The following is a 20778-nucleotide window of genomic DNA, read 5'->3' on the forward strand; positions in this document are numbered from 1 at the left end:
AGGCACGTGTATAGATTATATCTCATATTATCCATGATTTTTGAGCATAATAAACATATGATTACTATTCTTGGAGGTTACTTATGCGTGATAAAATGATTCATCTAACATCTGGTGAGATTGCTACACTGTGGACGGGCTACATGAATGATAGTATGTCGAAATGCGTGTTAAAGTTTATGCTGCAACATATTGAGGACCCCGATATAAAACCAGTTGTTCAGAATGCTTATGACATTTCATCGAGTCATCTTGACAGCTTGCTCACAATTTTCGAGCAGGATAATTATGTACAGCCTAACGGATTTGTTGAACAAGATGTAAACTTGGATGCTTCATGGCTTTATACCGATTTATTTTGCTTAAGTTATATTAATCATATAGCAAAAGTAGGGATGGTTTCCTATAGTGGATCTGTCGCTATGAGTGACAGAGAGGATATACGAAATTATTTTACAAATGCTCTTAATGAATCAATAGAGCTTTTTAATCGATCAACTGAAATAGCTTTAGCCAAAGGAGTAAATGCAAGACATCCATATATCGAAGTCCCAATAGAAACGAATTATGTCGATAGCAAAAAATATATGAGTGGTTTGAACCCACTGACGCAAAAACGACCATTGAATGCTATCGAAATTTCCCATTTGTATATGAATATAGAGACAAATACAATAGGTTTAAAGTTATGTTTATCATTTGCCCAAACCTCTCCAACAAAAGAAGTACAAGATTTTATGCTGAGAGCAAAAAAAGTCTCCCAAAAGCATATTAAAGTTTTCACTGATACACTCTTAGAAAATGATATAGATGTTCCAGAGGTTCCAGATCTTGCAATAAGTGATTCAACTACTAAAACGTTCTCTGACAAGCTAATAATGTTTCATATGTCACTACTCATGTCAGCTGGGATTGGTAATTATGCTACTGCTGCAGCTGCCAGTCAACGAAGTGATTTGATGGTCGATTATGAACGTCTGTCGTTAGAAGTATCAAAGTTAGCCAAAAGTGGTGCAGATATTATGATCGAGAACAATTGGTTAGAACAACCACCAGGAACGAAAGATCGCGAAAAATTAGCAAGAAATAAAGAAAAATAATCTCAAAAAGTAAAAAAATTGTCAAGCTCCGAGCGCCCAGAAACTAGCACGAATCGCCCTAGGATAGGTCATCATCGGTGCGTAAACTCACCGTGATTCCCTTATCTCAGTTGATTCTGAAGCCACTACGTTTCTAAAGGGGCGCTCTGCACTTTTTTTATCATGAATTATATAACAAAAGGATGTATCTTGGGAACTGCTCTCTATTGATATCTTATGGAGTTTCGCTTTCTCATGAATATTTGCAACAGAAATCCTACAAGCATCCCTGGTATTACACTTACTATTGGTAGCCATAATGGCCCTAAGAGGACCTCGAACAAAGTAAACGTTGAAGAATAAATCGTTCCCACCGTTACGAAATACGCAGAAAATACAAATGGCAAGTAAGCATAGGGCTTCTTATCACCGCCTGCATCACGATATGCATCCCACATAGCAAAAAAATATAAACATGGGTAAAACATGAGCCATTGAAAGTTTGCTGTTGCAATAGCCATATCAATTTGGCCATAAAAACTAAAAATAATGATTTGGTTTAAATGTGACTGAACATTAATTAAAAACTCTAATCCAATTAAGATAATCCCCTTAACTATTCTTCCATTGAGCACTTGAGCGAATCCTGGTAATGCGATACTCCATAGTATAGCCTCAGATGCTTTCACATTTCTTGAACCTTTCTGATAGTAGTTTGATTTTTTGAATTATTGGGAAAAGCGGTGTGTACCTTTTATTCAGTGATGTTACTGTAGTGTTACGGTTCATTATTTACACCTTCTTTAAGTATTATCAAGTTTAGTGTTCCAGATAATGGAATAAATTATAACTAAATTTATAGATTAATTTAAATTATCTTTGCTGTGATAAAATCCAAATGTAAAAAAAACAAAAATACAAGCTAATTTTTTTTCTTCCAAGGAGGATCCCCATTTTGATGGAGTTTTTGATTTATTTTATAAATAACATAGGGCACTATAAAAGTTAATAAAGTACAGATCAAAATTAATTTTTTAGGTAGTGTACCTAATATAACTTCCCACATGTTTATCTCTCCATTCCTACGTCTTTTACTTTATCCGGAGCACCAATATTCCTTACAATAGCCTTAGCAGATATTTCTACAGTACTTTGTGAAAAAAGATTAGCTCCGTGTTCCCAATCACCCTCAATCTTCTTCCAGTCTTCATAGTGTTTTTGCCTTAGTATGTTACTGAAACCGAAAAAGTCGACTTTTAATTCGTCCTGTGCTGTCTCTACTGATTTGGTTACGATTTCCTCTATTTTTTTATTGATTTCTTCTTCAATTTTATCTATATATGCTTGATCTAGAAGAGATTTACTACCAAACATTTCAGCAATGTATCCCTCTGTATCAATTGAAATCGATATTTTTATATTTTCCTTGTTTTTAGCATCTATTTCTATGGAACTTCTTGCGTCACTTATCTCATATATCATGAGCTCTCCATCTATTTGGAAATTTAATATGCCATTTGTAATATCCCCTTTTATTAGTCTGAAACCCTTTATGTCATCACCCATAAGAGTGCCGACCTGCTGATCTGATTTTCCGTCAAATACAGCTACACCATTATAATTAACATTCTGTGCTGATGATGTAAGAAGTGGAAGCAAATAACTGCTTTCATTCAACAAATATCGGTGCAATAAGCCTATCCGAACCGGTTCAATTAACTCTAAAGATTTTACATTGTTTTCCATGATTTTATTGATGAATCGAGAAGGGAGCTCCTCAGTTTCTGACGTTTGTCCAAGCACATCTTTTGCAGCACCATCAGATATCATCACTTTTATTCCTCTACGCATTTCATGATCACGAATAAAAGCATCTACAACACTTGAAAATAAATATGGTTCACTTGCAACTTCACTTGAAACAATCAAAATTTTTAAATGTTCATAGTTAGGAACCCAGTTTGTAAGACCTAACATTTCCCTAGAAATTTGAAATGCACTCTGCCCAGTAGCAGATATATTTTTGAATGCTAGTTTATCTCCTCCATCTTGTGTGGGGCTTGATAAATTACCTGGTATTACAAACTGACTAGTCAAAGTTATGTCATATTCACCTTTTTCTTTTTTATCATCCATATCGATCGCGCTTCCAATAACAAAGCCTCTTTCATCGATTGGTAATTCATCCCAACACCCTGTAAGTAATATTGCAATGGTGCAAAAGAGAAATGGAAGAAGGTGTTTCATGTTACTTCACTCTCCTTAATTTAGCGATAACATGTAATAAAATAACAACAAATACAGTGTATAGAACCGAGCTATAGCCAATAATCGAAGCAAAGGCAGATACCTGTACGAAATCTTGTGGGGACATACTTGTAATATATACAATGGGTGCAATGATGAAGATAAGCTTAATTTTACTCATGTTTTTAAAAATGGTGTTAACTGCGAGTACAGCAATGTCGAAGGCCATTGTAGTTGTATTGAAAATAGCCATGATCCAAATAACGAAAAATAATGATTCAAATCGTTCCAAAATACCACCTGGAATTTCCGCTATTTTAGCTAATTCGATGGTGGGATACTGTAAGTTGGAAGTAACAGAGTTTCCGAAAACTACGATACAGCTAAGGAATAGGGCTAAATATAAAACAACAGGGATACACATCCCTAAAACGGCCATTTGTGGGGCTTTATTAGGTTTTTTAACAAGTGTGATATAAAACCAAAGTATACTAAATCCTGCATAAGACAATATACTATTTTTAACTCCTTCCACATATCCGTTAAAACTAGACTCAAAAGTTGGGGATAACAAGCTTAGGTCAAACCATTTTATATTAAAAACAATAACAATCAATGCGACAGAAAATACGAATGGTAAGAACATGGTATTTAATCGGAATATACCTATTCTAGAACCTGCTACGGCATAAATGATCAATAGTAGAAAAGTGAATGAGATGATCTCTACTGGTGTTTCTTGTAATAAATAATGCTTGGCAATGTCAGCAATTTGTCGAACTTGTAATGAAGTTACTCCCATCGATAGAATGGAGAATAGTAATGTTAGCAATATTGCTATAGGTTTTGAGACAATAGCTGATGAATAATTTATAAAAGACTGATTTGGAAAGCTTGTTGAAAGTTTAGCAACAAACCAGGTGATGATAATAGCAATCATGCCTCCGATTAATATAGATACCCAGCCATCGGACGCTGTTGTTGCAGAGGCAACACTCTGTGGTAGAGAAAGAATGCCTATACCAATCACAAATGAGGGTACGGCGACTAATATTTGCTTTTCGGATATTTTATCATCAGCATATTCAAATTTATTCATTACCTATTCTCCTTATCCGTTGACTGCTTATCTTTTGTTTCCATATATTGAGGCCTTTTTGTTAACAGTGGAATGGGTTTTCGGAAAATAAGATCTTCCCAATCCTTAAAGAAGGTAGGAGCAAATGGAGTGGAATATGGAACCCCGATACTTTTAAGGTTAACAATATGAATGTTTACCATAATGTAACCGATAATAATGCCGTAGAGTCCAAACATTCCCGATAAGAATATAAACCCAAACAGAATGATTCTAAAAGCAATTGCAAGACTATATGCTGGTAAGGCAAACGATGCAATTGCATTTAGAGCAACAACAATTACCATGATCGGACTTACAATTCCTGCTTGTACTGCAGCGTCCCCTATTACTAGTCCTCCAACAATTCCAATCGTTTGCCCAATTGTCTTTGGTAATCGTGCCCCTGCTTCTCGTAACAACTCCATCGTAACAGCCATAAGCAATGCTTCTATTAAAGGGGTAAAAGGAACACCCTGCCTTGATGCCGCAATCGAAAAGGTTAAATTGGTTGGAATCATTCCAGGGTGAAAAGAAACTAGCGCAATATATAAAGACGGTAAAAATATAGCAATAAATGCTGCTATATACCGTAAGATTCTTAATAAGGTCCCTATAGTCCATCGCTCATAATAATCCTCAGGGGATTGCATAGAGCTCCCTAACGTAGTCGGAGCAATTAAAACAAATGGACTACCATCAAGCATAATGACAGCTTTTCCTTGCAAAAGCGCAGCAGAGGCTTTATCCGGTCGTTCTGTATTCATAAGTTGAGGAAATGGAGAAAGATAATCATCCTCAATCCATTGTTCAACAAATCCTGATTCTGGAGCATCATCTGTGTCAATGGATTCTAATCTTCTATTAATTTCTTTTAAGATGTCCGGATGAATGACATCAGCTATATAAGTTACTACTAGATTTTTCTTGGATCTTCTACCAATTTGATATGTCTTAAATCGTAAATTTGGGTCTTGAATATAACGGCGCATCAAGACGATATTCGTACGTAAATCTTCTACAAAACCATCTCTAGGGCCACGAATCAGAGATTCTGTTATAGGTTCTTGAATATCACGTTTATCCCAGCCTTGTGTACTGATTATAAGTACTTTGTCTAGTCCATCTAAATAAAGAACTGTACTCCCGCTTAAAATTTCATTCGACACATCATCCAATGTATAGCCTTCTTTGATGGTAGATGTAGATAGAATTTCTTGATTTAATATATCCAAAAGCTTTTGTTTATTATCGGGTATTTGTTCACGTACAATTTTCAGCTGTAAATTTTCTATAATATGATTTCTTACATAAGCACCGTCCACCAGTCCCTCAATATAAACCGTGGCACATTTATGCTCTGAGCCTCGGATAGTAAATGTTCGAATTACCAGATCATCCGGTTCGTCTAACAATGTTCTTAGATTTCTAAGATTCTTATCTAGGCTTTCAACTAATTGAATGTTATTAGAATCATCTTTCTCCCTTACGGTTTTTTTGTTACGATTTAAGAATGAATTTATGCGTATTTTAACCACCTCAAGAATTTCGTTCTTCCCTTTTGTTTCCCAATTTTAACTGTTTCTATACAAAAGAACGGGATCAGAAAATATGTAGATGGCAAAAGAAATATTCGGGACTCTTTTGATGCAGTTTATCAGATAGGAAGATGTTGAGAAGGTATGGGGATTGGTAGAAGAAACTGTTCCTCACAATCAGTTAAAACGAGTCTCATTCTTATGACTAAGAATGAGACTCGTTTTAGTGGCTTAGACTATTTGCCGATTCCAATGTCGATGAACGGCAACCTCCTTTATAAATTCATGGGCAAAGGTGTTCATGTTATTTGCAATCACCACGCCGGTCTTACCGTCAAAATCATTGATTTCAAACCATTGGATTCCTTCGTGTGTAGCACCTATTGTCTTATAATGAGAGAATGCTTCGTCAATAAAGTACGCTATATCCTTATTAAATTTCTTATTTCTGTCACTTCCTCTAATCATATATACTGCATCAAATAACACTGAATCAGCTGTTAAGTTCGTATGATCAACTTCAAGCTGTGTGCCATTCATTCCCGTTATGATGCCAAGTTTTTCACTAACAATTTCGGGCTGGAGACCGGATGCTTTCAGTGAGGACAATACATATTTTACATCAGCATCATGAAAGCCATCTGTTACAATAACCGCAACCGAACGAGAAAAAGCACTATACTTTGTATTCAGCTGACTAAGTGCAGGAGATGCTTGTGTTATATTCGAGCCACCTGATTTAGGCGGAACTACACCGATATCTACTGCAATTGCTATCGCTAATTCTAAGTTCACGTTAGCAAACATATCAACTACTTGTTGTCTAACAGATTTGCTTTTCACTTTCCCTAATTCAAATCTAAATGCGTTAATAATATGCATTTTTTCCGTTTCACTCATACTGTTCCAGAATAAGGTCGCTTGAGAGAAGTGATCTACAAAACTTTTACTTCTACCTTGGACTTTACGCCCTTCTACTTTTTCTTGGTAGTGTTGATAACCTCCTTCTGCAACACTTGCTTCTGATGGAGTATTCCCAGCCAATGAGTTCTTGTGGTAGCTTACTTTACCAACGTTAATCGTTTGTCTGTGATAGCCATCACGTTGATTATTATGGAATGGACAAACCGGTCTATTAATTGGAATTTCATGAAAATTTGGACCACCAAGACGAATAAGCTGTGTATCTGTATAAGAGAATAATCGTGCTTGTAAAAGAGGATCATTGGTAAAATCGATTCCAGGTACTACATGCCCAGGATGAAAGGCAACTTGTTCTGTTTCTGCAAATACATTATCGACATTTTGGTTTAATGTCATTTTGCCGATAATTCGAACAGGTACGTCTTCCTCCGGCCAAATCTTCGTGGCATCTAAAATATCAAAATCAAAGGCAAACTCATCTTCTTCGTTAATGATCTGAACACCTAATTCAAATTCAGGATAATATCCATTCTCAATCGCTTCCCATAGATCGCGGCGATGAAAGTCAGGATCTCTTCCGGCTAGTTCGTTTGCCTCATCCCAAATAAGAGAATGTGTACCAAGTGTAGGTTTCCAGTGAAATTTCACAAAATAGGCTTTACCTTCTTCATTGACAAAACGGAATGCATGAACACCGAAGCCTTCCATCATTCGAAAGCTTCTAGGGATTGCTCGATCAGACATAAGCCACATGATCATATGAGCTGTTTCTTGATTGTTAGCGACAAAGTCCCAAAATGTGTCATGTGCTGATGATGCTTGTGGTATTTCATTGTGTGGTTCCGGTTTGATTGCATGTACCATATCAGGGAATTTAATGCCGTCTTGGATGAAAAACACAGGTATATTATTCCCGACTAAATCAAAATTGCCCTCATTTGTATAGAACTTTGTTGCGAACCCACGTACATCCCGAACAGTATCAGCAGAACCTCGTGAACCTACTACTGTTGAAAAACGAACAAACACAGGAGTTTTAGTAGTTACGTCCTGTAAAAATTTTGCTTTCGTAACATTTCTCATATTTTCATAGAGTTGAAATTCACCATGAGCAGCAAATCCACGTGCATGGACAACCCGTTCAGGAATTCGCTCATGATCAAAATGTGTCATTTTTTCACGAAAATGAAAATCTTCCATTAAAGTGGGGCCACGTTCGCCCGCTTTGAGTGAGAATTCATCTTCTGATACTTTTAGCCCTTGATTGGTAGTCAGCTTTTTCCCTTTATCATCGACGCGATACTGATCCAACTGATGGTCTTTTTTGTTTGTATGTCCTTTACGTTCATCGGCCATTTTTATACCTCCTTCTTGTTACATGATATGAAGAACTATTTGGGATTATTTTCATTTTTTGTTGGGTGGTATATAAGGAGGGACTTTTTCTGTTACTCTAGTAAATTTGCCGCCTTGTTCCGGGGAAAAAGAGTACCCTTCCGAGGATAAACGACTATATCCAGGGAAGAGAAGGAGATATCCCCGGAAGCGCCGCCTTGTTCCGGGGAAAAAGAGTACCCTTCCAAGGATAAACGATTATATCCAGGGAAGGGAAGGAGATATCCCCGGAAGCGCCGTCTCTACTCCGAGGAAAAAGAGTTCTCTTCGGAGGGTAAACGACTATATCCATTAAAGGATAGCCGGAGAGGTAGTTATCATCACTATAAATTTCAAAATTATCTCTTAGGTGACTGAACTTCTAATTACCACATTACTTCGAAGTATATATCTACTATAATAAGTGCTATACTTCCTGCTTGAATTGGTTGTCTTCTTTAAAGTTATGATTTTTCCTGATTTTTCTTCTCTGTGTTATATGGTTGGATAATATGGTTGATAGGCAGGGTTCGCATAATAAGGTGGTCTAGATCCAATCGCAGGCAGTTGCCAAGGTGTTGGATTATTATCGTATAAAACGTTTTCCTTTTTCTTAGATTTCGGAATCAATAAGTACTTTACTTCTGGGTTGTAATAATAGCGCATTGTTTCACCTCCTGATAGCAGGTTATGCTTTATTTTATCTTAGTGAGCTAGTTTATTTTAAATTCTTTGAACCAAAATGGAAGGGAAAATTCTCTAGTTCTCAGTTTTCATCTGTAAGACAAACACGACATTCGCCTAGATGACATAGAGTACTTTTAGCGAGATTTAAAAGGAGGTTTTTACATGTCTGATAACAGGCCGAGTCATGAAGGGTATCCTATGTATCCGAATTACGGAAAGATAACCCAATATGAAGAGGTAGCCTTGACAGTGCCTGAACAACGTCAATATCGCCAACCTGGTGTAGAAGATTTAATGGTGCCTAAGCCGATCGTTGAAAATCCGCAATATAAGGGAAGTGGGAAGTTAAAAGATAAGGTAGCACTTATTACAGGTGGAGATAGTGGAATGGGTGCAGCAGCTGCGATTGCTTTTGCAAAAGAAGGAGCGAACGTAGCGATTGCTTATTTAGATGAGCATGATGATGCCAATCGAACTAAAAAACGAATTGAAGAGTTAGGCCAGAGTTGTTTGTTATTACCAGGAGATCTAAGAGAAAAGCAGCAATGCATTGAGATTGTAGAAAAGACAGTAGAAAAATTCGGTCAGCTAGATGTTTTATGCAACCATGTCGGGATTCAATTTCAGCAGTTAAGTTTAGAAGATATTACAGATGAACAATTTGACGATACGTTTAAAGTAAATATATACTCTCATTTTTATACAACAAGAGCAGCATTAAAATACTTAAAAGCAGGGAGTTCGATCATTAATACTTCCTCAGTTGTTACATTTTACGGATACGATCAATTAATTGATTATACTGCGACTAAAGGAGCCAATATCGGCTTTACACGTGCACTTGCCAGAAATCTAGTCAAAAAAGGGATAAGAGTGAATGCCATTGCCCCAGGGCGTTTTTGGACACCATTAATTCCTTCCAGTTTTTCTGCTGATGAAGTTGCACTTGCAGGTAATCCGATGGATCGCCAAGGTCAACCGTTTGAAATCGCCCCATCGTTTGTCTATCTTGCCTCAGACGATTCCCGCTTTGTAACCGGACAAACACTTCATGTGAACGGAGGGCAGGTGTTTGGTTAATTCGGTGAAGAAGAGGACGGTAGAAGCAGTGTTTTCTTTAAAAAAGTTAACGATAATTTTTATGTGACATTGGAACAATCATTGATTGTTCCAATGTCTTTGCATAAACAGCGTAATAACAGTAATGATTAATGCGAGCAACAAACTAATCCAAAATCCAGGTCGAATACTCTGATCCATTAAAGTCCCTGATACCGCTGCTGCAATAAATAGTAATCCGACAGATGCGATCACCTTGTTTAACAGCTTTATTCCTTCTAATACACTCCATGATGAAAGGATAATAAATGCCCAATTGAATAGCAGTAAGATCCCGGCAGCTGTTGTTATATACTCGTAGATCTTTTCTGGTAACAATAATGCTGTAATGACCGAAGCTGCTAAGCCAATTGTGGCAAGTAATAATGAAGGGAAAGGTAATTCTTTAAACTTTTTCATTTTTTTCGAAAAAACTTTTGGGGCGTCACCGTCTTTTGCCAATGTTACTAATAAAGTGACAACTCCAAATAAAGCAGCAGTCATTGTAGAAAAGCCTGCAACAATGATGGCCGCGTTAAAGACATGTGGAAAAAATGGTAGTGAATAATCGGCTAAAGCTGTTACAAAAGGTGACTCACTTGGGTCGAATTTGTCAACCGGAGCCATGATTACTGCTAGACAAAGGGAGATAATGTAGATAATAGCGAGTAATCCTAACATCACCTTTCCAGTTTTCGGCGCATCTTCTTTTTTCTTCAACCGGATTGCCATTAACCCGATGACTTCAATACCTCCAAAAGCATAGAAAGCATATATTAATGATGCCCAAAATCCTTTGTACCCACCGGTAAAAGTATCATCCAAATTAGTTGGAATGCCTGGTTGGGAGGCTGAACTACCTGGGATTCCACCAGCTAGTGCAATGACGGCAATAATAATAAACATAAAAATCGCAGCGGTTTTAATGACTGCTAAAAAATCTTCAATACGGTCAAATCCTCTTGTGCCAAGTAGGATGACCAAAATAGAAAGTATCGCATAAATAGCCGCAAACACCCAAAGTGGAATATTCGGAAACCATGCTTTTGTCAAGATAGCCAAGGCAATTAATTGACTGCCCATAATCAATATACTCGAACACCAATAATTCCAACCACAGCTAAAGCCTGCCCATTTGCCAAATGCTTTTTCCGCATAATAGCAAAAAGAGCCTTCTTGAGGATCAGCAGCCGACATTTTTGCTAATAAATTAAAGACAATATAGGTGCCGATAGCTGCAATCAAAAAAGACAAAACGATCGAAGGACCGGTAAGTTTAATTCCAATGCTCGAACCGAGAAAATAGCCTGTCCCAATCGTACATCCGACCCCGGTCAACGCCAATTGCCACCAAGCTATTTTCTTTTCTGATGAAGCTGATGATTCACTCACACAACATTCTCCTTATCCATTTATACTAAACCATGTTTAGTATGGGATAAGGTGATCTAAAATATGAGTAGAATGGCTTGGTAACCAAAATAAATGGCAAAACCAATTAATGAAAGTCCTGTAACAACAGAGATCATCTTCAATGTTTTTTCGGACAATAAACGACGTGATCCACTGGAGATTAGTGCCATTGATAGATCCCAGATCATGACGCCGAGAATAATTGCCGAACTGTACCAAAACAAATGAAGAGTATCATATTTATCGATTGTGTTAGCTAGTACCGATCCGTAAATTCCTAACCAAAACAAAATCGAGAGCGGATTGCTGATGGAAATCAGAAATCCAGAAGTAAAGGTCTTTCGTAATGAATCACGTTCCTCTCTAAATTGGACTGATTGTGTGGAAACCATACTTTCAATACCTGTATACAAGAGAACAAATGCACCAAATGACCATAAGAAAGTCTTCATAAAAGGAGTTTCTAAAAAATGGACAACTCCAAAATAAACAGCAAGAATAAAAAATAACTCTGCTATAATGGATCCTAAACCGATCATCCATGAATGCAGGAAGCCATTTTTAATTCCTTGATTAATTTGTGCCGCATTAATCGGACCAAGTGGTGCGGCTAAAGATAAACCGAGAAACATATAACTAAGAAAAATTGTCAACTGCTTTCACTCCCCCATCATTCGATAACAAAAAGCTTGTACCATTACTATTCTATTTACAGAAAATAGAGATATGAGCAAAAGGAGATGTAATTGATGTATGTCACAATCGAAATAGCTTATTTATCAACAAAAGGTGTTCGCACTACTTTTTTTTCAGAGGAAATGGATGCGGAAAAAGCGTTAGAAATTGCTAATGATTTTGAAAAATGGAATCGTGCAGAATCAATAGAGTTTTTCGATCATCGAGGTAATCGCTGGAACAAGAAAGAACTGATCGCATATACCGAGGAAATCGTAACAGAACCACATGATGTAACCGTATCTTTTGACGCGGGATTTGATTTGAAAACAAACCAAGCAGGCCTAGGTTGTGCAATATACTATAGACAAAATCATAAGTCCTACCGCATTCGGAAAAATATCTTAGTGTCAGAGTTGACATCGAATAATGAAGCAGAGTATGCCGCATTATTTGAGGGGATTAAACAAGTAGAAGAATTGGGTGTTCACCATCAGTCCGTGACATTCAAAGGAGATTCTAAAGTGGTGATTAATCAACTATTAGGTGAATGGCCGTGTATGGATGAAACATTAAATCAGTGGGCAGACCGAATCGAGGAGAAGCTTGAGACAATCGGAATTGATCCGTTATATCAAGATATCAATAGAAAGGAAAATCGTGAAGCCCATCAGTTAGCCACAAAGGCTCTCGAAAATGTAGAAATTAATAGCCATATCGAATTGGAGAAATTGTAACTTTTGATCAAGATGAACGACTAATCGATTAAAGCTAGAAAATGGAGGGATGACTGTGAAGAGTTGTCTAAAAAAAGTAATGTTATTTGGCCTAATCGCAGGCAGTGCTTTTGTTTTACCGACAACTGTTTTTGCTGAAGCAACTGGAGAAGAAGTAGAGGGAACGATGATTGAATTGGAAGAAGGTATGAATCATAACGGAACCATTGAAGATGCACAGCAATATATTGAGGAGCATTTGAGTGACAGTTTTGCGGGATTGTATGTTGATCGAGAAGAGAAGCAGACAGGTGTGGTAGTCTTGATGTTTACTGAGTCTATTGCAGATAAGCATCGCCAAGCTCTGGAAGGGTTTGCTAAGCAACCGGAAGATATCGAGATAAGAGAAGTTGATTATACCGAGGAACAACTAATAGAGAAGCAAAGAGAGATTGATGGAGACGGCTTTGAATACGATAACTTCACTATTTATCATACAGGGGTAGACATTATTAATGGTAAAGTAGTAGTTGGAATTGACCCATTGGACGAGAGAAACGTTCAATTTCTTTATAATAAATATGGGGAAGAACTAGTTGAGGTTGTAGAAGGTGAGCAGGCAACAACATTAGAAATGACAACAATGGACACTGAAATGGCAAATGATAGTGAGGTAACCCGCCAACAAGATGAGGATCGAAATTTTTTCCAGAAAATAATTGATACATTAAAAGGGTGGTTTTCATAATTAATAGGAACGCCGGATGCATGGTCAGCATCCGGTGTTTTTTAATAAGCCAGAAAGTATAAAAACAGTGCAATGACTGTGTTAAGCAAAGTAGTTATTTCCGTGAGCATGGTCTAAACTAAAATTGCAAAGTGGAGTGGGTAGCCGTGGCAGTGGTCAAGCTGTTCAAATATTTCATAATTATTAGTAAAGTAATCGACATCTGCTTACATTTAATGATGAATAGGCGGGGTTTGCCGTTTTTTATGGAAACTGTTAGAAATCAAGATAAACCTAATCAATGTGTAAAGCTACCTTGACAGTAAAGGAAGCTTTACATTAAACTGTGTGTATGGAAGGGTGGTTTATTTGTGAAAAACAGAATCAAAGAATTAAGAGAAGAACAAAGCATTTCACAAGAAAAAATGGCAAGACAATTGAACGTTTCTCGTCAGACCATCATTTCAATTGAAAAGGGAAGATATAATCCTTCTCTTCCACTAGCTATGCAAATGGCAAGACTATTTAATCGCACGGTAGAGGAAGTGTTTATTTTAGAAGACGAAGAAGAAATGTAATAGTAAGGAGAGGTAAGGATGAAAAAGCAATATGATCGAAAGTTATTTGTTATTTTCGGAATCATGTTTCTATTAATGAGTGCGTTATTTAATTGGGCAACCATCAGTACTGGCGTGTTTCCAGCTGGGCATGATCTAATGTTGATTGCTATGACCGTCATGTGTTTTTGTAATGCTTACTTAGCACCACAATTTATTCAGAATGATGAACGTACGAAAAGAATTAAAGAACGAAGTATGTTTTACAGTTATTTTATTAATCTTGGTTATATGGCTATTTTTCTTACATTATTACAATTTAACTTATTAGCTATAACAGCATATCAAACAGTAGCTATATTAGCTGCTTTAACGATTATGACCGTTTTTATCACAATGGGTGTGTTATCTAAACGATATTAATGGGGAGGAAGATGAGGTATGAATAATTGGTATTGGATGATTCTGATACTTATAGGAGCTGTTGTCACCTATTTGATATCAAAAAGAGCACGTAATGACAGGAATGAACTGACGAAGAAGGGGTTTTACGGAATTATTACTGTATTAGTGGTTATTTTTGTAGTCTCGACTATTATGACTGTCTTTTCAGGTAACTAATCTCGTACATCATCAGTTTCTTCTTCATGTTGTATTTGCTCTTGTTTTTCCTCATGAAAAGCTTTATTCTCTTGTCCAGTAATATTGTCAAACGGGGTATAATAATTACTCGGACGTTCTTTTTTAATCAACACTTTAAAAGCAACAATTAAAATTAAAACAATGATTAAGAAATAGATTCCAATACTTAAAAAGGAAAAAAACATGATAACCACTTCTCCTGACAGGAATATGATGGTTATCATGTTATATGAATTAAAGCAGCTATACAAGCAGTCCTCACTTTAGCCTTTTGGTAATACAATCCGTTGATACATTTTGACCGTTAGTAAGTAGTACAATCCATAAATGACTAGGAACATACTAATTGGAAGCCAAATTTTGGTGTATGGTTCAATTAAAATAAACGAGAACATTTCCATTCCAATAAGTACATGGACAAGGCCGATTAACCCAGGGAAAAGAAAGACAAGAAATAGTTCTTTATAGATTGATTTTTTCAGTTTTGTTTGACGTACCCCGATTTTTCTTAGCATCTGGTAGCGACCGATGTCTGCTGTTGCGCTTGATAGTAATTTGAACATTAACACACTAGCCATCATCATTAAGAACGCTACCCCAAGAAACATTCCCATAAAAATGGTACCATTTGCTACGCCCCTTAATGTTGTATAATCTTCATACTTACTCCCACTCATTGCGGGCTCTTCACCTGTATAATTTATTGCTAATTGATGATGTCGTTCATCAATCTGCTCAAGTGTATCCGCATGATCAGTGAAATTCTCGACTTTTCCAACAAAAACAGTTTGTGTATCTGCATTGATTTCTTCAAATTTTTCTTGGTCTAGAATATATAATGCGCGATCACCGAAGATGTAAAAATTGGCCATTAATTCAGATCTTAATGCGGTATGCCACTGTTCAGGCATCAATTCTGCATTATCTGTATCCTCAGTTGTGTAAACTGGTGCTGTTAAGTCATTTTCTGGTCTTGCTTCTTTCGTTAACTCATCCAAATTACCGGTTATTTCTTTAATAACTGGAGGATTTGTTTGTAATTCATCTTTGGAAAAATAAACACCTTCATCCGTAACACGATAGGAATAAAGATTGCGCTCCTCGAATTCCCAATTCTCCATTTCTGCTAGTTCTTCGTCTGTTGGCTCGAGTACTTTCACATCATAAGCATGCATCATCGAGGATTGAATTTCAGTATTATGGTAAAAGGATAAACCTGCTGTCATTGCTCCTAAACCTAATGCAATGAGCATCGCAACTGTCCCGAGTACTTTGGATAACTGACTGACGCGGAAGTCAAGCTGTGCATAGGTAAACGCATTGAGACCTTTTTCATTAATAGTGCGAATTCCTTTGATTCTCTTAATAATAAATGGCAACATCGCCATAAAGAAAAAGTAGGTTCCTGGTGTAACTGTAGCTGCAGCAATCAGAACACCTACATGTGCAAGCTCACCCATGTTAATCATAGCAAAGTAACCGACTGCTATTAGCACAATTGCAAATAATGTTCCTACAAAAGTTTTCCAACCTTTAATTGCTTTGTTATCAGCTTTTTGATCAGCGTGTAATAGCTCCAGTACGGATTTACGTGCCACCCTGATGGCATTCACAATCGCGGTTAAAAGGAACAATATCATATAGAATATAACAGTTGTCCATAAGGATGATGAGTAAAGCGGCTGGAATCCTTCACCAGAGAAATCAAGTCTTGCCATTAACAGGCGGGCTATTCCTTCTGAAAGTCCTACACCAACGATTAGACCGATAATAAGTGAGATAATCCCAATTACCAAAGTTTCTAGAAACATCATTTGCGTAACTTTTCCTTTTTTTGCTCCCAAGGTCATATACATACCTAATTCTTTTTGACGCAAGGACAAAACAAAGGATGTCGCATAGAAAATGTAAAAGATGGTGACAAGCCCTAAAATAAAGGTCCCAACATGGAAGACAAACACAATGGAACTTATAAGAGCGTTCGCTTCCAGGAATGCTTTATTCTGTGCCAATGTTTCAAACATATAGAAAATCGCAATCGATATCGTTAAACCAAATAATAATACAAGATAGTCTTTCCACATTTTTTTCATACTACCAGATAGTAGTTTCAATAACATGTCCTCTCACTCCTTTTCTATGACGATTGGATGCTTGTCAATTCCGCAAGCACATTTAGAATTTGTTGGTGGAATTGTTGTTGGTCACCAGATTTCTTGATTTCTTTGTAAAGCGCACCATCCTGAATAAATAAAATGCGTTCACAATAGCTGGCACTTAATGGATCATGTGTTACGAGCATAATAGAAACATCATGATATTGATTTAAATGTTCCATTGTTTTCATTAAACTGTGTGCATTTTTTGAATCAAGCGCACCTGTTGGCTCATCTGCCAAGATAATTGCTGGTTCGTGAACGAGTGCTCTGGCAGCTGCTGCACGTTGCTTTTGTCCACCAGAAATCGTCACCGGATATTTGGCAAGAATAGATTTAATTCCTAGTTTTTCGGCAACTTGTGTGACTAGTGGTTTGATTTTTTTAGAACTTACTCCTTGTAAAGAAAGGGGCAATGCGATATTTTCATAAACTGTTAAGTTCTCTAATAGGTTGAAATCTTGAAAGATAAATCCTAATTGATCAGAACGAAAATCAGCTAAAGCATTCTGTTTCATATCGGTAATGTCTTGACCTGCAATCTCTATTTTCCCGGATGTTGCTTTATCTAAAGTGGATACTACATTGAGTAACGTTGTTTTACCTGCACCTGAAGGCCCCATAATCCCTACAAATTCGCCTTCCTTAATCGTGAAGGAAACATTATCTAGTGCTTTATATTGATTCTCTGATCTTTTACCAAATATTTTTTGAACGTTTTCTACGTTTACGACAGATTTAGTCATTGTTTAAATACCTCCAATTTTGTTTTGCTATCTATAGTGTAAAAGAAGGTGCGAAAATTACCTATCGATTTTCCTTTCAACTGTCTTACATTTTTGTAAGGTTGATAGAGGAAAGAGAAAATAAAAAAGCATGAATCCATTTTTAGATTCATGCTTTAAGATGCTCCATAAATTGATGAAGCGGATCTATATTAGTAATATTTAGATTACAGGTGACAGGATCCTTACAAATATAGTTTCCCTTTTTCGAATAGGTTCCACGGATCTGCCCTTTTTTCGTTGTCGTAAATAGTGATACGTCTTCAAGGCCATTGCAAATCGTACAGATTCCTTTATGTTGAGTGGGCTCGAGATAACCTTGAATACCGATCAGTTTATTTTCTTTTGGGATGAGCATATATGTTTTGCCTGAACCTTTATCATACCACCTTAAATAGACCGTTTCTTTCCTGTCTATTTGCCCAAGGTCAGGAATTCGCAGTTTTTTGGCTTTTGGAAAAGCCTTTTGAATCTGTTTATCACTAACCATTGGAAAAGGGATAACATATTGCTTTACTTGTTCAAGGAATGGTTCAATATCTTCTTTTGCTTTCATTGTTCGAATAGCTGATAGTGTCTCCTGCTGATCTGGCAATTGTTTTTCTAACGCTTCAATCGCTATTTCTTTCACAGCAGCGATAACTTGCTGATCATTAGAATGAGATTGTGCACTGACAACTCTTTTGGCTTGTTGTTTGATATGATGAAACTGATGTGGATGAATAAATGCTTCCATTGTTCACACTCCTTACACTAATAGTTTACCAAATCCATGATAAAAAGATATGGCAAGAATGTTTCTTCATTATTCTCGCCATATCTTTCTACTTAGTTTTTTCTATATACGATTTTTTTAATAGTTTCGATTGATAAACAAAAGGTATCTGCTAATTCTTCTATCGTCATACCTACTTGGAATAAGTGTCGAATTCGTTGATTTCGTTGATCATAATAGGCACGATTACCAGATTTAACTCCCCATTTTCTCCGTTCGTCTCGCTTCGGAATATAGATGCTTTCTCCTTGTACATATTCCTGCAGTGCAAGTAGCAATTCTTCCGGGAGTATATCTTGCGCTTTTGTGTTCATGATTGCCAGCTCCTTATTTAGTCGTTCTATAAGGGCAAAGCTTGCACAAGTAAGGCGATTATGTGAATCACCCATACAAAGTATCGCCTTATTTGTCAGGCTTTGCATGGGCTAGCTGTAATCCAGGCAATAATTGTGACATTGCCATTTGAAACACCTCCACTAATTCCCATTTTACACTAAAGTGGAGCATCTTACTATATCCAAATACTTAATAATAAATTCACTTGACATATTTCTGCTTTAACATATCAAACTCTGCTATAAATAGGTTGGTGGTGGATTACAATGTATGAATGTTATCATGATATGAACACGTTCACGGATTATCTAGGTAAATATAGAACTATAATGATATAGATCAAAAGGATCATTTTCCAAAAATTACAATGTAAAAGGTTGGAATTTCCTCTCAACTTTTCTATAATGTACTATTGTGTAGCATTGCTAGAGAAAACTACATAGAATGATAGAAAATAACGGGGAGTAATTAAAATGAAAAAACGAATCATTATACTTACAAGCATCTTTTTGATAGGTGTTTTAGCAGGATGTTCTGCAGAAGCTGATGCAATTGTTGATTACCATAATAATTTCATCGAAAATATTGAGGAGAAAGAAAATAAAGTACTAGAATTAGATGAACAGACATATGAAATGGAGTATTTAGTAGATATTCATGAAATTCAGCAAAACGACATTATTCCGATATTAACGGAAATTCAAGCATTTTTTGAAGAACAGGAACCAAGTCTAGAAGTAGTTAAGGAGTATCACGAATTAAGAGTTAGCCAATATGAACCGTGGATCGAGTCCCATCTGATGGAAGCTGATGCAATAGAGCAATTGCTAAATGATAATATAACAGAAGCAGAGTTTGATGAAATCATGAATGAGTCAGTAGAAATATATAATGAAGGATACGAAAATGGTGAAAAAGCTGATGAAAAGATGGAAAGCTTAGTAGAAGAATATAATTTGGAATGGGAAGAATAGAGAAAACCATCGGGATTCCCGATGGTTTTCAATTTGATCACGGTGCTAACCGTCTTTAAGCCCATCACTACAGGATTCATAAGTCCACTATATACGTGGTGATTAGAACCCCCGTTGGTCACATTCTTATTTTATTTTCTCACATTATAAATCCAAGCTTTATCCTCATCCATCATTCTTTTGGCTGCATATATGGTTAGCAATTGAATGACGATAATTGGAATTCCCATTAATCCTGAAATGACTTCAAGTGGTGCAAGGCCGCCAATTTGCATAAGGATTAGCGCAAGTGTCGTGATAATGGCTGCCACAATGACTCTTAGCTTACGTGATGGCTCCATTTTACTCATGTCCCGTTTGCTTGTATATGCTGCAATCGTATATGTTGTGGAATCCAGTGTTGTGGTAAGGAAAATCATCGATACCACAACAAATGCAATAATGGCAATGCTCGCCCACGGTAAAGATAGAAGGATTTCCGGTATTGCATTCATCGGATCATTGCCTTCTACAATATCAAGAACAGGTACTTCACCTGTAAGATAACGTTCCACACCAAATCCACCTAAGACACCTGTTGCGATCCAGGAAAGCATGGTTGGCGCCAATAAATAGGTGAGGATCATTTCCTTGACAGTACGACCTTTAGAAATTTTTGCTGCGAAAATACTGTGCAGCATCGCCCATGTCGCACTGTAAGCAAACCAAAATATCATATGGCTTTGTACATGGGTAGTCGTCTCCATTGCAACGGAATCTGTATATAAGGACAATTGCAGATAATGCTGAAGCAAATGTCCAACCGTGTCTGTGAAATAATCCAATATAAAAATACCGGGACCAGCAACTAAAATAAATATAGCAAGTCCGCTAGCTAAATACATATTAAATGTACTCAAGCGCTTGATCCCTTTTTCGATACCGAGATAGGCACTTACAGAGAATAGAAAAACCCAAA

The 20778-nt window shown here is 36.7% G+C and carries 22 protein-coding genes; 8 read left to right on the forward strand and 14 right to left on the reverse strand.

Annotation, left to right across the window (positions count from 1 at the left end):
• Positions 1-83 precede the first annotated feature (83 nt).
• The gene (locus GHT08_RS19690) at positions 84-1100 is read left to right on the forward strand and encodes a DUF3231 family protein (protein WP_163583098.1); all 1017 of its coding nucleotides are present in this window, start codon (positions 84-86) and stop codon (positions 1098-1100) included.
• 203 nt (positions 1101-1303) lie between these two features.
• Here GHT08_RS19690 and GHT08_RS19695 read toward each other — a convergent pair whose 3' ends face one another.
• The 6 genes from GHT08_RS19695 to GHT08_RS19720 all read right to left on the reverse strand — a co-directional run bounded on the left by GHT08_RS19695 (position 1304) and on the right by GHT08_RS19720 (position 8945).
• Positions 1304-1768: a hypothetical protein gene (locus tag GHT08_RS19695; RefSeq protein WP_163578512.1), complete on the reverse strand. Its 465-nt coding sequence runs from the start codon at positions 1766-1768 to the stop codon at positions 1304-1306.
• A 379-nt stretch (positions 1769-2147) separates the two neighbouring features.
• Positions 2148-3326, reverse strand: a complete 1179-nt coding sequence (locus tag GHT08_RS19700; RefSeq protein WP_163583099.1) for a Ger(x)C family spore germination protein — start codon at positions 3324-3326, stop codon at positions 2148-2150.
• Between the two features lies 1 nt (position 3327).
• Positions 3328-4425 carry a GerAB/ArcD/ProY family transporter gene (locus GHT08_RS19705; RefSeq protein WP_163583100.1) on the reverse strand — a complete coding sequence of 366 codons (1098 nt, stop codon included), beginning with the start codon at positions 4423-4425 and terminating at the stop codon, positions 3328-3330.
• Positions 4425-5972, reverse strand: a complete 1548-nt coding sequence (locus GHT08_RS19710; RefSeq protein WP_163583117.1) for a spore germination protein — start codon at positions 5970-5972, stop codon at positions 4425-4427. The genes GHT08_RS19705 and GHT08_RS19710 overlap by 1 nt, the downstream gene beginning before the upstream one ends.
• Positions 5973-6212: 240 nt before the next feature.
• Positions 6213-8261 (reverse strand): catalase, encoded by a 2049-nt coding sequence (locus tag GHT08_RS19715; protein WP_163583101.1) that lies wholly within the window; start codon positions 8259-8261, stop codon positions 6213-6215.
• A gap of 513 nt (positions 8262-8774) precedes the next feature.
• Positions 8775-8945, reverse strand: a complete 171-nt coding sequence (locus GHT08_RS19720) for a hypothetical protein (RefSeq protein ID WP_163583102.1) — start codon at positions 8943-8945, stop codon at positions 8775-8777.
• A 183-nt stretch (positions 8946-9128) separates the two neighbouring features.
• Between GHT08_RS19720 and GHT08_RS19725 the strand changes: the two genes are divergently transcribed.
• Positions 9129-10046, forward strand: coding sequence for an SDR family oxidoreductase (locus GHT08_RS19725; RefSeq protein WP_163583103.1), 918 nt, complete (start codon positions 9129-9131; stop codon positions 10044-10046).
• A gap of 78 nt (positions 10047-10124) precedes the next feature.
• Here the strand turns inward: GHT08_RS19725 and GHT08_RS19730 are convergent, their stop codons facing one another.
• Both GHT08_RS19730 and GHT08_RS19735 read right to left on the reverse strand, forming a co-directional pair.
• Positions 10125-11456 carry an amino acid permease gene (locus GHT08_RS19730; RefSeq protein ID WP_163583104.1) on the reverse strand — a complete coding sequence of 444 codons (1332 nt, stop codon included), beginning with the start codon at positions 11454-11456 and terminating at the stop codon, positions 10125-10127.
• 56 nt (positions 11457-11512) lie between these two features.
• Positions 11513-12130, reverse strand: a complete 618-nt coding sequence (locus tag GHT08_RS19735) for a LysE family transporter (RefSeq protein ID WP_163583105.1) — start codon at positions 12128-12130, stop codon at positions 11513-11515.
• A gap of 96 nt (positions 12131-12226) precedes the next feature.
• Here GHT08_RS19735 and GHT08_RS19740 point away from each other — a divergent pair, with 96 nt between their 5' ends.
• The 5 genes from GHT08_RS19740 (at position 12227) to GHT08_RS19760 (ending at position 14773) form a co-directional block, all read left to right on the forward strand.
• Positions 12227-12889 carry a reverse transcriptase-like protein gene (locus GHT08_RS19740; protein ID WP_163583106.1) on the forward strand — a complete coding sequence of 221 codons (663 nt, stop codon included), beginning with the start codon at positions 12227-12229 and terminating at the stop codon, positions 12887-12889.
• A 55-nt stretch (positions 12890-12944) separates the two neighbouring features.
• Positions 12945-13616, forward strand: coding sequence for a hypothetical protein (locus GHT08_RS19745; protein ID WP_163583107.1), 672 nt, complete (start codon positions 12945-12947; stop codon positions 13614-13616).
• A 350-nt stretch (positions 13617-13966) separates the two neighbouring features.
• On the forward strand, positions 13967-14173 hold the full coding sequence (locus tag GHT08_RS19750; protein ID WP_163583108.1) for a helix-turn-helix transcriptional regulator: 207 nt from the start codon (positions 13967-13969) through the stop codon (positions 14171-14173).
• Positions 14174-14191: 18 nt separating this feature from the next.
• Complete coding sequence (locus GHT08_RS19755) at positions 14192-14575, forward strand: hypothetical protein (protein ID WP_163583109.1); 384 nt, start codon at positions 14192-14194, stop codon at positions 14573-14575.
• Between the two features lie 18 nt (positions 14576-14593).
• A complete protein-coding gene (locus GHT08_RS19760) occupies positions 14594-14773 on the forward strand; it encodes a hypothetical protein (protein WP_018934147.1) in 180 nt (59 codons plus the stop codon).
• Here GHT08_RS19760 and GHT08_RS19765 read toward each other — a convergent pair.
• The 5 genes from GHT08_RS19765 to GHT08_RS19785 form a co-directional block, all read right to left on the reverse strand.
• Positions 14770-14979 carry a DUF3951 domain-containing protein gene (locus GHT08_RS19765; protein WP_163583110.1) on the reverse strand — a complete coding sequence of 70 codons (210 nt, stop codon included), beginning with the start codon at positions 14977-14979 and terminating at the stop codon, positions 14770-14772. The two genes, GHT08_RS19760 and GHT08_RS19765, sit on opposite strands and share 4 nt — an antisense overlap.
• A 78-nt stretch (positions 14980-15057) precedes the next feature.
• Entirely contained in the window at positions 15058-16914 is a 1857-nt protein-coding gene (locus GHT08_RS19770; RefSeq protein ID WP_163583111.1) for an FtsX-like permease family protein, read from the reverse strand.
• Between the two features lie 17 nt (positions 16915-16931).
• Positions 16932-17696: an ABC transporter ATP-binding protein gene (locus GHT08_RS19775; protein ID WP_163583112.1), complete on the reverse strand. Its 765-nt coding sequence runs from the start codon at positions 17694-17696 to the stop codon at positions 16932-16934.
• Between the two features lie 148 nt (positions 17697-17844).
• Positions 17845-18471 (reverse strand): FusB/FusC family EF-G-binding protein, encoded by a 627-nt coding sequence (locus GHT08_RS19780; RefSeq protein WP_163583113.1) that lies wholly within the window; start codon positions 18469-18471, stop codon positions 17845-17847.
• Between the two features lie 92 nt (positions 18472-18563).
• Positions 18564-18932 (reverse strand): CD3324 family protein, encoded by a 369-nt coding sequence (locus GHT08_RS19785; protein WP_337747856.1) that lies wholly within the window; start codon positions 18930-18932, stop codon positions 18564-18566.
• A 387-nt stretch (positions 18933-19319) separates the two neighbouring features.
• Between GHT08_RS19785 and GHT08_RS19790 the strand changes: the two genes are divergently transcribed.
• Positions 19320-19820 carry a ring-infected erythrocyte surface antigen domain-containing protein gene (locus tag GHT08_RS19790; RefSeq protein ID WP_163583114.1) on the forward strand — a complete coding sequence of 167 codons (501 nt, stop codon included), beginning with the start codon at positions 19320-19322 and terminating at the stop codon, positions 19818-19820.
• A 131-nt stretch (positions 19821-19951) separates the two neighbouring features.
• Here GHT08_RS19790 and GHT08_RS19795 read toward each other — a convergent pair.
• Positions 19952-20778: BCCT family transporter (locus tag GHT08_RS19795; RefSeq protein ID WP_193568329.1), on the reverse strand; the 827-nt coding region annotated here is incomplete at its 5' end.

Source organism: Gracilibacillus saliphilus (genome assembly GCF_010994085.1).
Taxonomy (GTDB): Bacteria; Bacillota; Bacilli; order Bacillales; family Amphibacillaceae; genus Gracilibacillus; species Gracilibacillus lacisalsi.

What these genes read in the sequence shown, in the direction of transcription:
- GHT08_RS19690 (WP_163583098.1), top strand. Translation starts at nt 84, where the DNA reads ATGCGTGATAAAATGATTCATCTAACATCTGGTGAGATTGCTACACTG.
- GHT08_RS19700 (WP_163583099.1), bottom strand. Translation starts at nt 3,326, where the DNA reads ATGAAACACCTTCTTCCATTTCTCTTTTGCACCATTGCAATATTACTT.
- GHT08_RS19705 (WP_163583100.1), bottom strand. Translation starts at nt 4,425, where the DNA reads ATGAATAAATTTGAATATGCTGATGATAAAATATCCGAAAAGCAAATA.
- GHT08_RS19715 (WP_163583101.1), bottom strand. Translation starts at nt 8,261, where the DNA reads ATGGCCGATGAACGTAAAGGACATACAAACAAAAAAGACCATCAGTTG.
- GHT08_RS19720 (WP_163583102.1), bottom strand. Translation starts at nt 8,945, where the DNA reads ATGCGCTATTATTACAACCCAGAAGTAAAGTACTTATTGATTCCGAAA.
- GHT08_RS19725 (WP_163583103.1), top strand. Translation starts at nt 9,129, where the DNA reads ATGTCTGATAACAGGCCGAGTCATGAAGGGTATCCTATGTATCCGAAT.
- GHT08_RS19740 (WP_163583106.1), top strand. Translation starts at nt 12,227, where the DNA reads ATGTATGTCACAATCGAAATAGCTTATTTATCAACAAAAGGTGTTCGC.
- GHT08_RS19755 (WP_163583109.1), top strand. Translation starts at nt 14,192, where the DNA reads ATGAAAAAGCAATATGATCGAAAGTTATTTGTTATTTTCGGAATCATG.
- GHT08_RS19760 (WP_018934147.1), top strand. Translation starts at nt 14,594, where the DNA reads ATGAATAATTGGTATTGGATGATTCTGATACTTATAGGAGCTGTTGTC.
- GHT08_RS19765 (WP_163583110.1), bottom strand. Translation starts at nt 14,979, where the DNA reads ATGTTTTTTTCCTTTTTAAGTATTGGAATCTATTTCTTAATCATTGTT.
- GHT08_RS19770 (WP_163583111.1), bottom strand. Translation starts at nt 16,914, where the DNA reads ATGTTATTGAAACTACTATCTGGTAGTATGAAAAAAATGTGGAAAGAC.
- GHT08_RS19775 (WP_163583112.1), bottom strand. Translation starts at nt 17,696, where the DNA reads ATGACTAAATCTGTCGTAAACGTAGAAAACGTTCAAAAAATATTTGGT.
- GHT08_RS19780 (WP_163583113.1), bottom strand. Translation starts at nt 18,471, where the DNA reads ATGGAAGCATTTATTCATCCACATCAGTTTCATCATATCAAACAACAA.
- GHT08_RS19785 (WP_337747856.1), bottom strand. Translation starts at nt 18,932, where the DNA reads ATGCAAAGCCTGACAAATAAGGCGATACTTTGTATGGGTGATTCACAT.
- GHT08_RS19790 (WP_163583114.1), top strand. Translation starts at nt 19,320, where the DNA reads ATGAAAAAACGAATCATTATACTTACAAGCATCTTTTTGATAGGTGTT.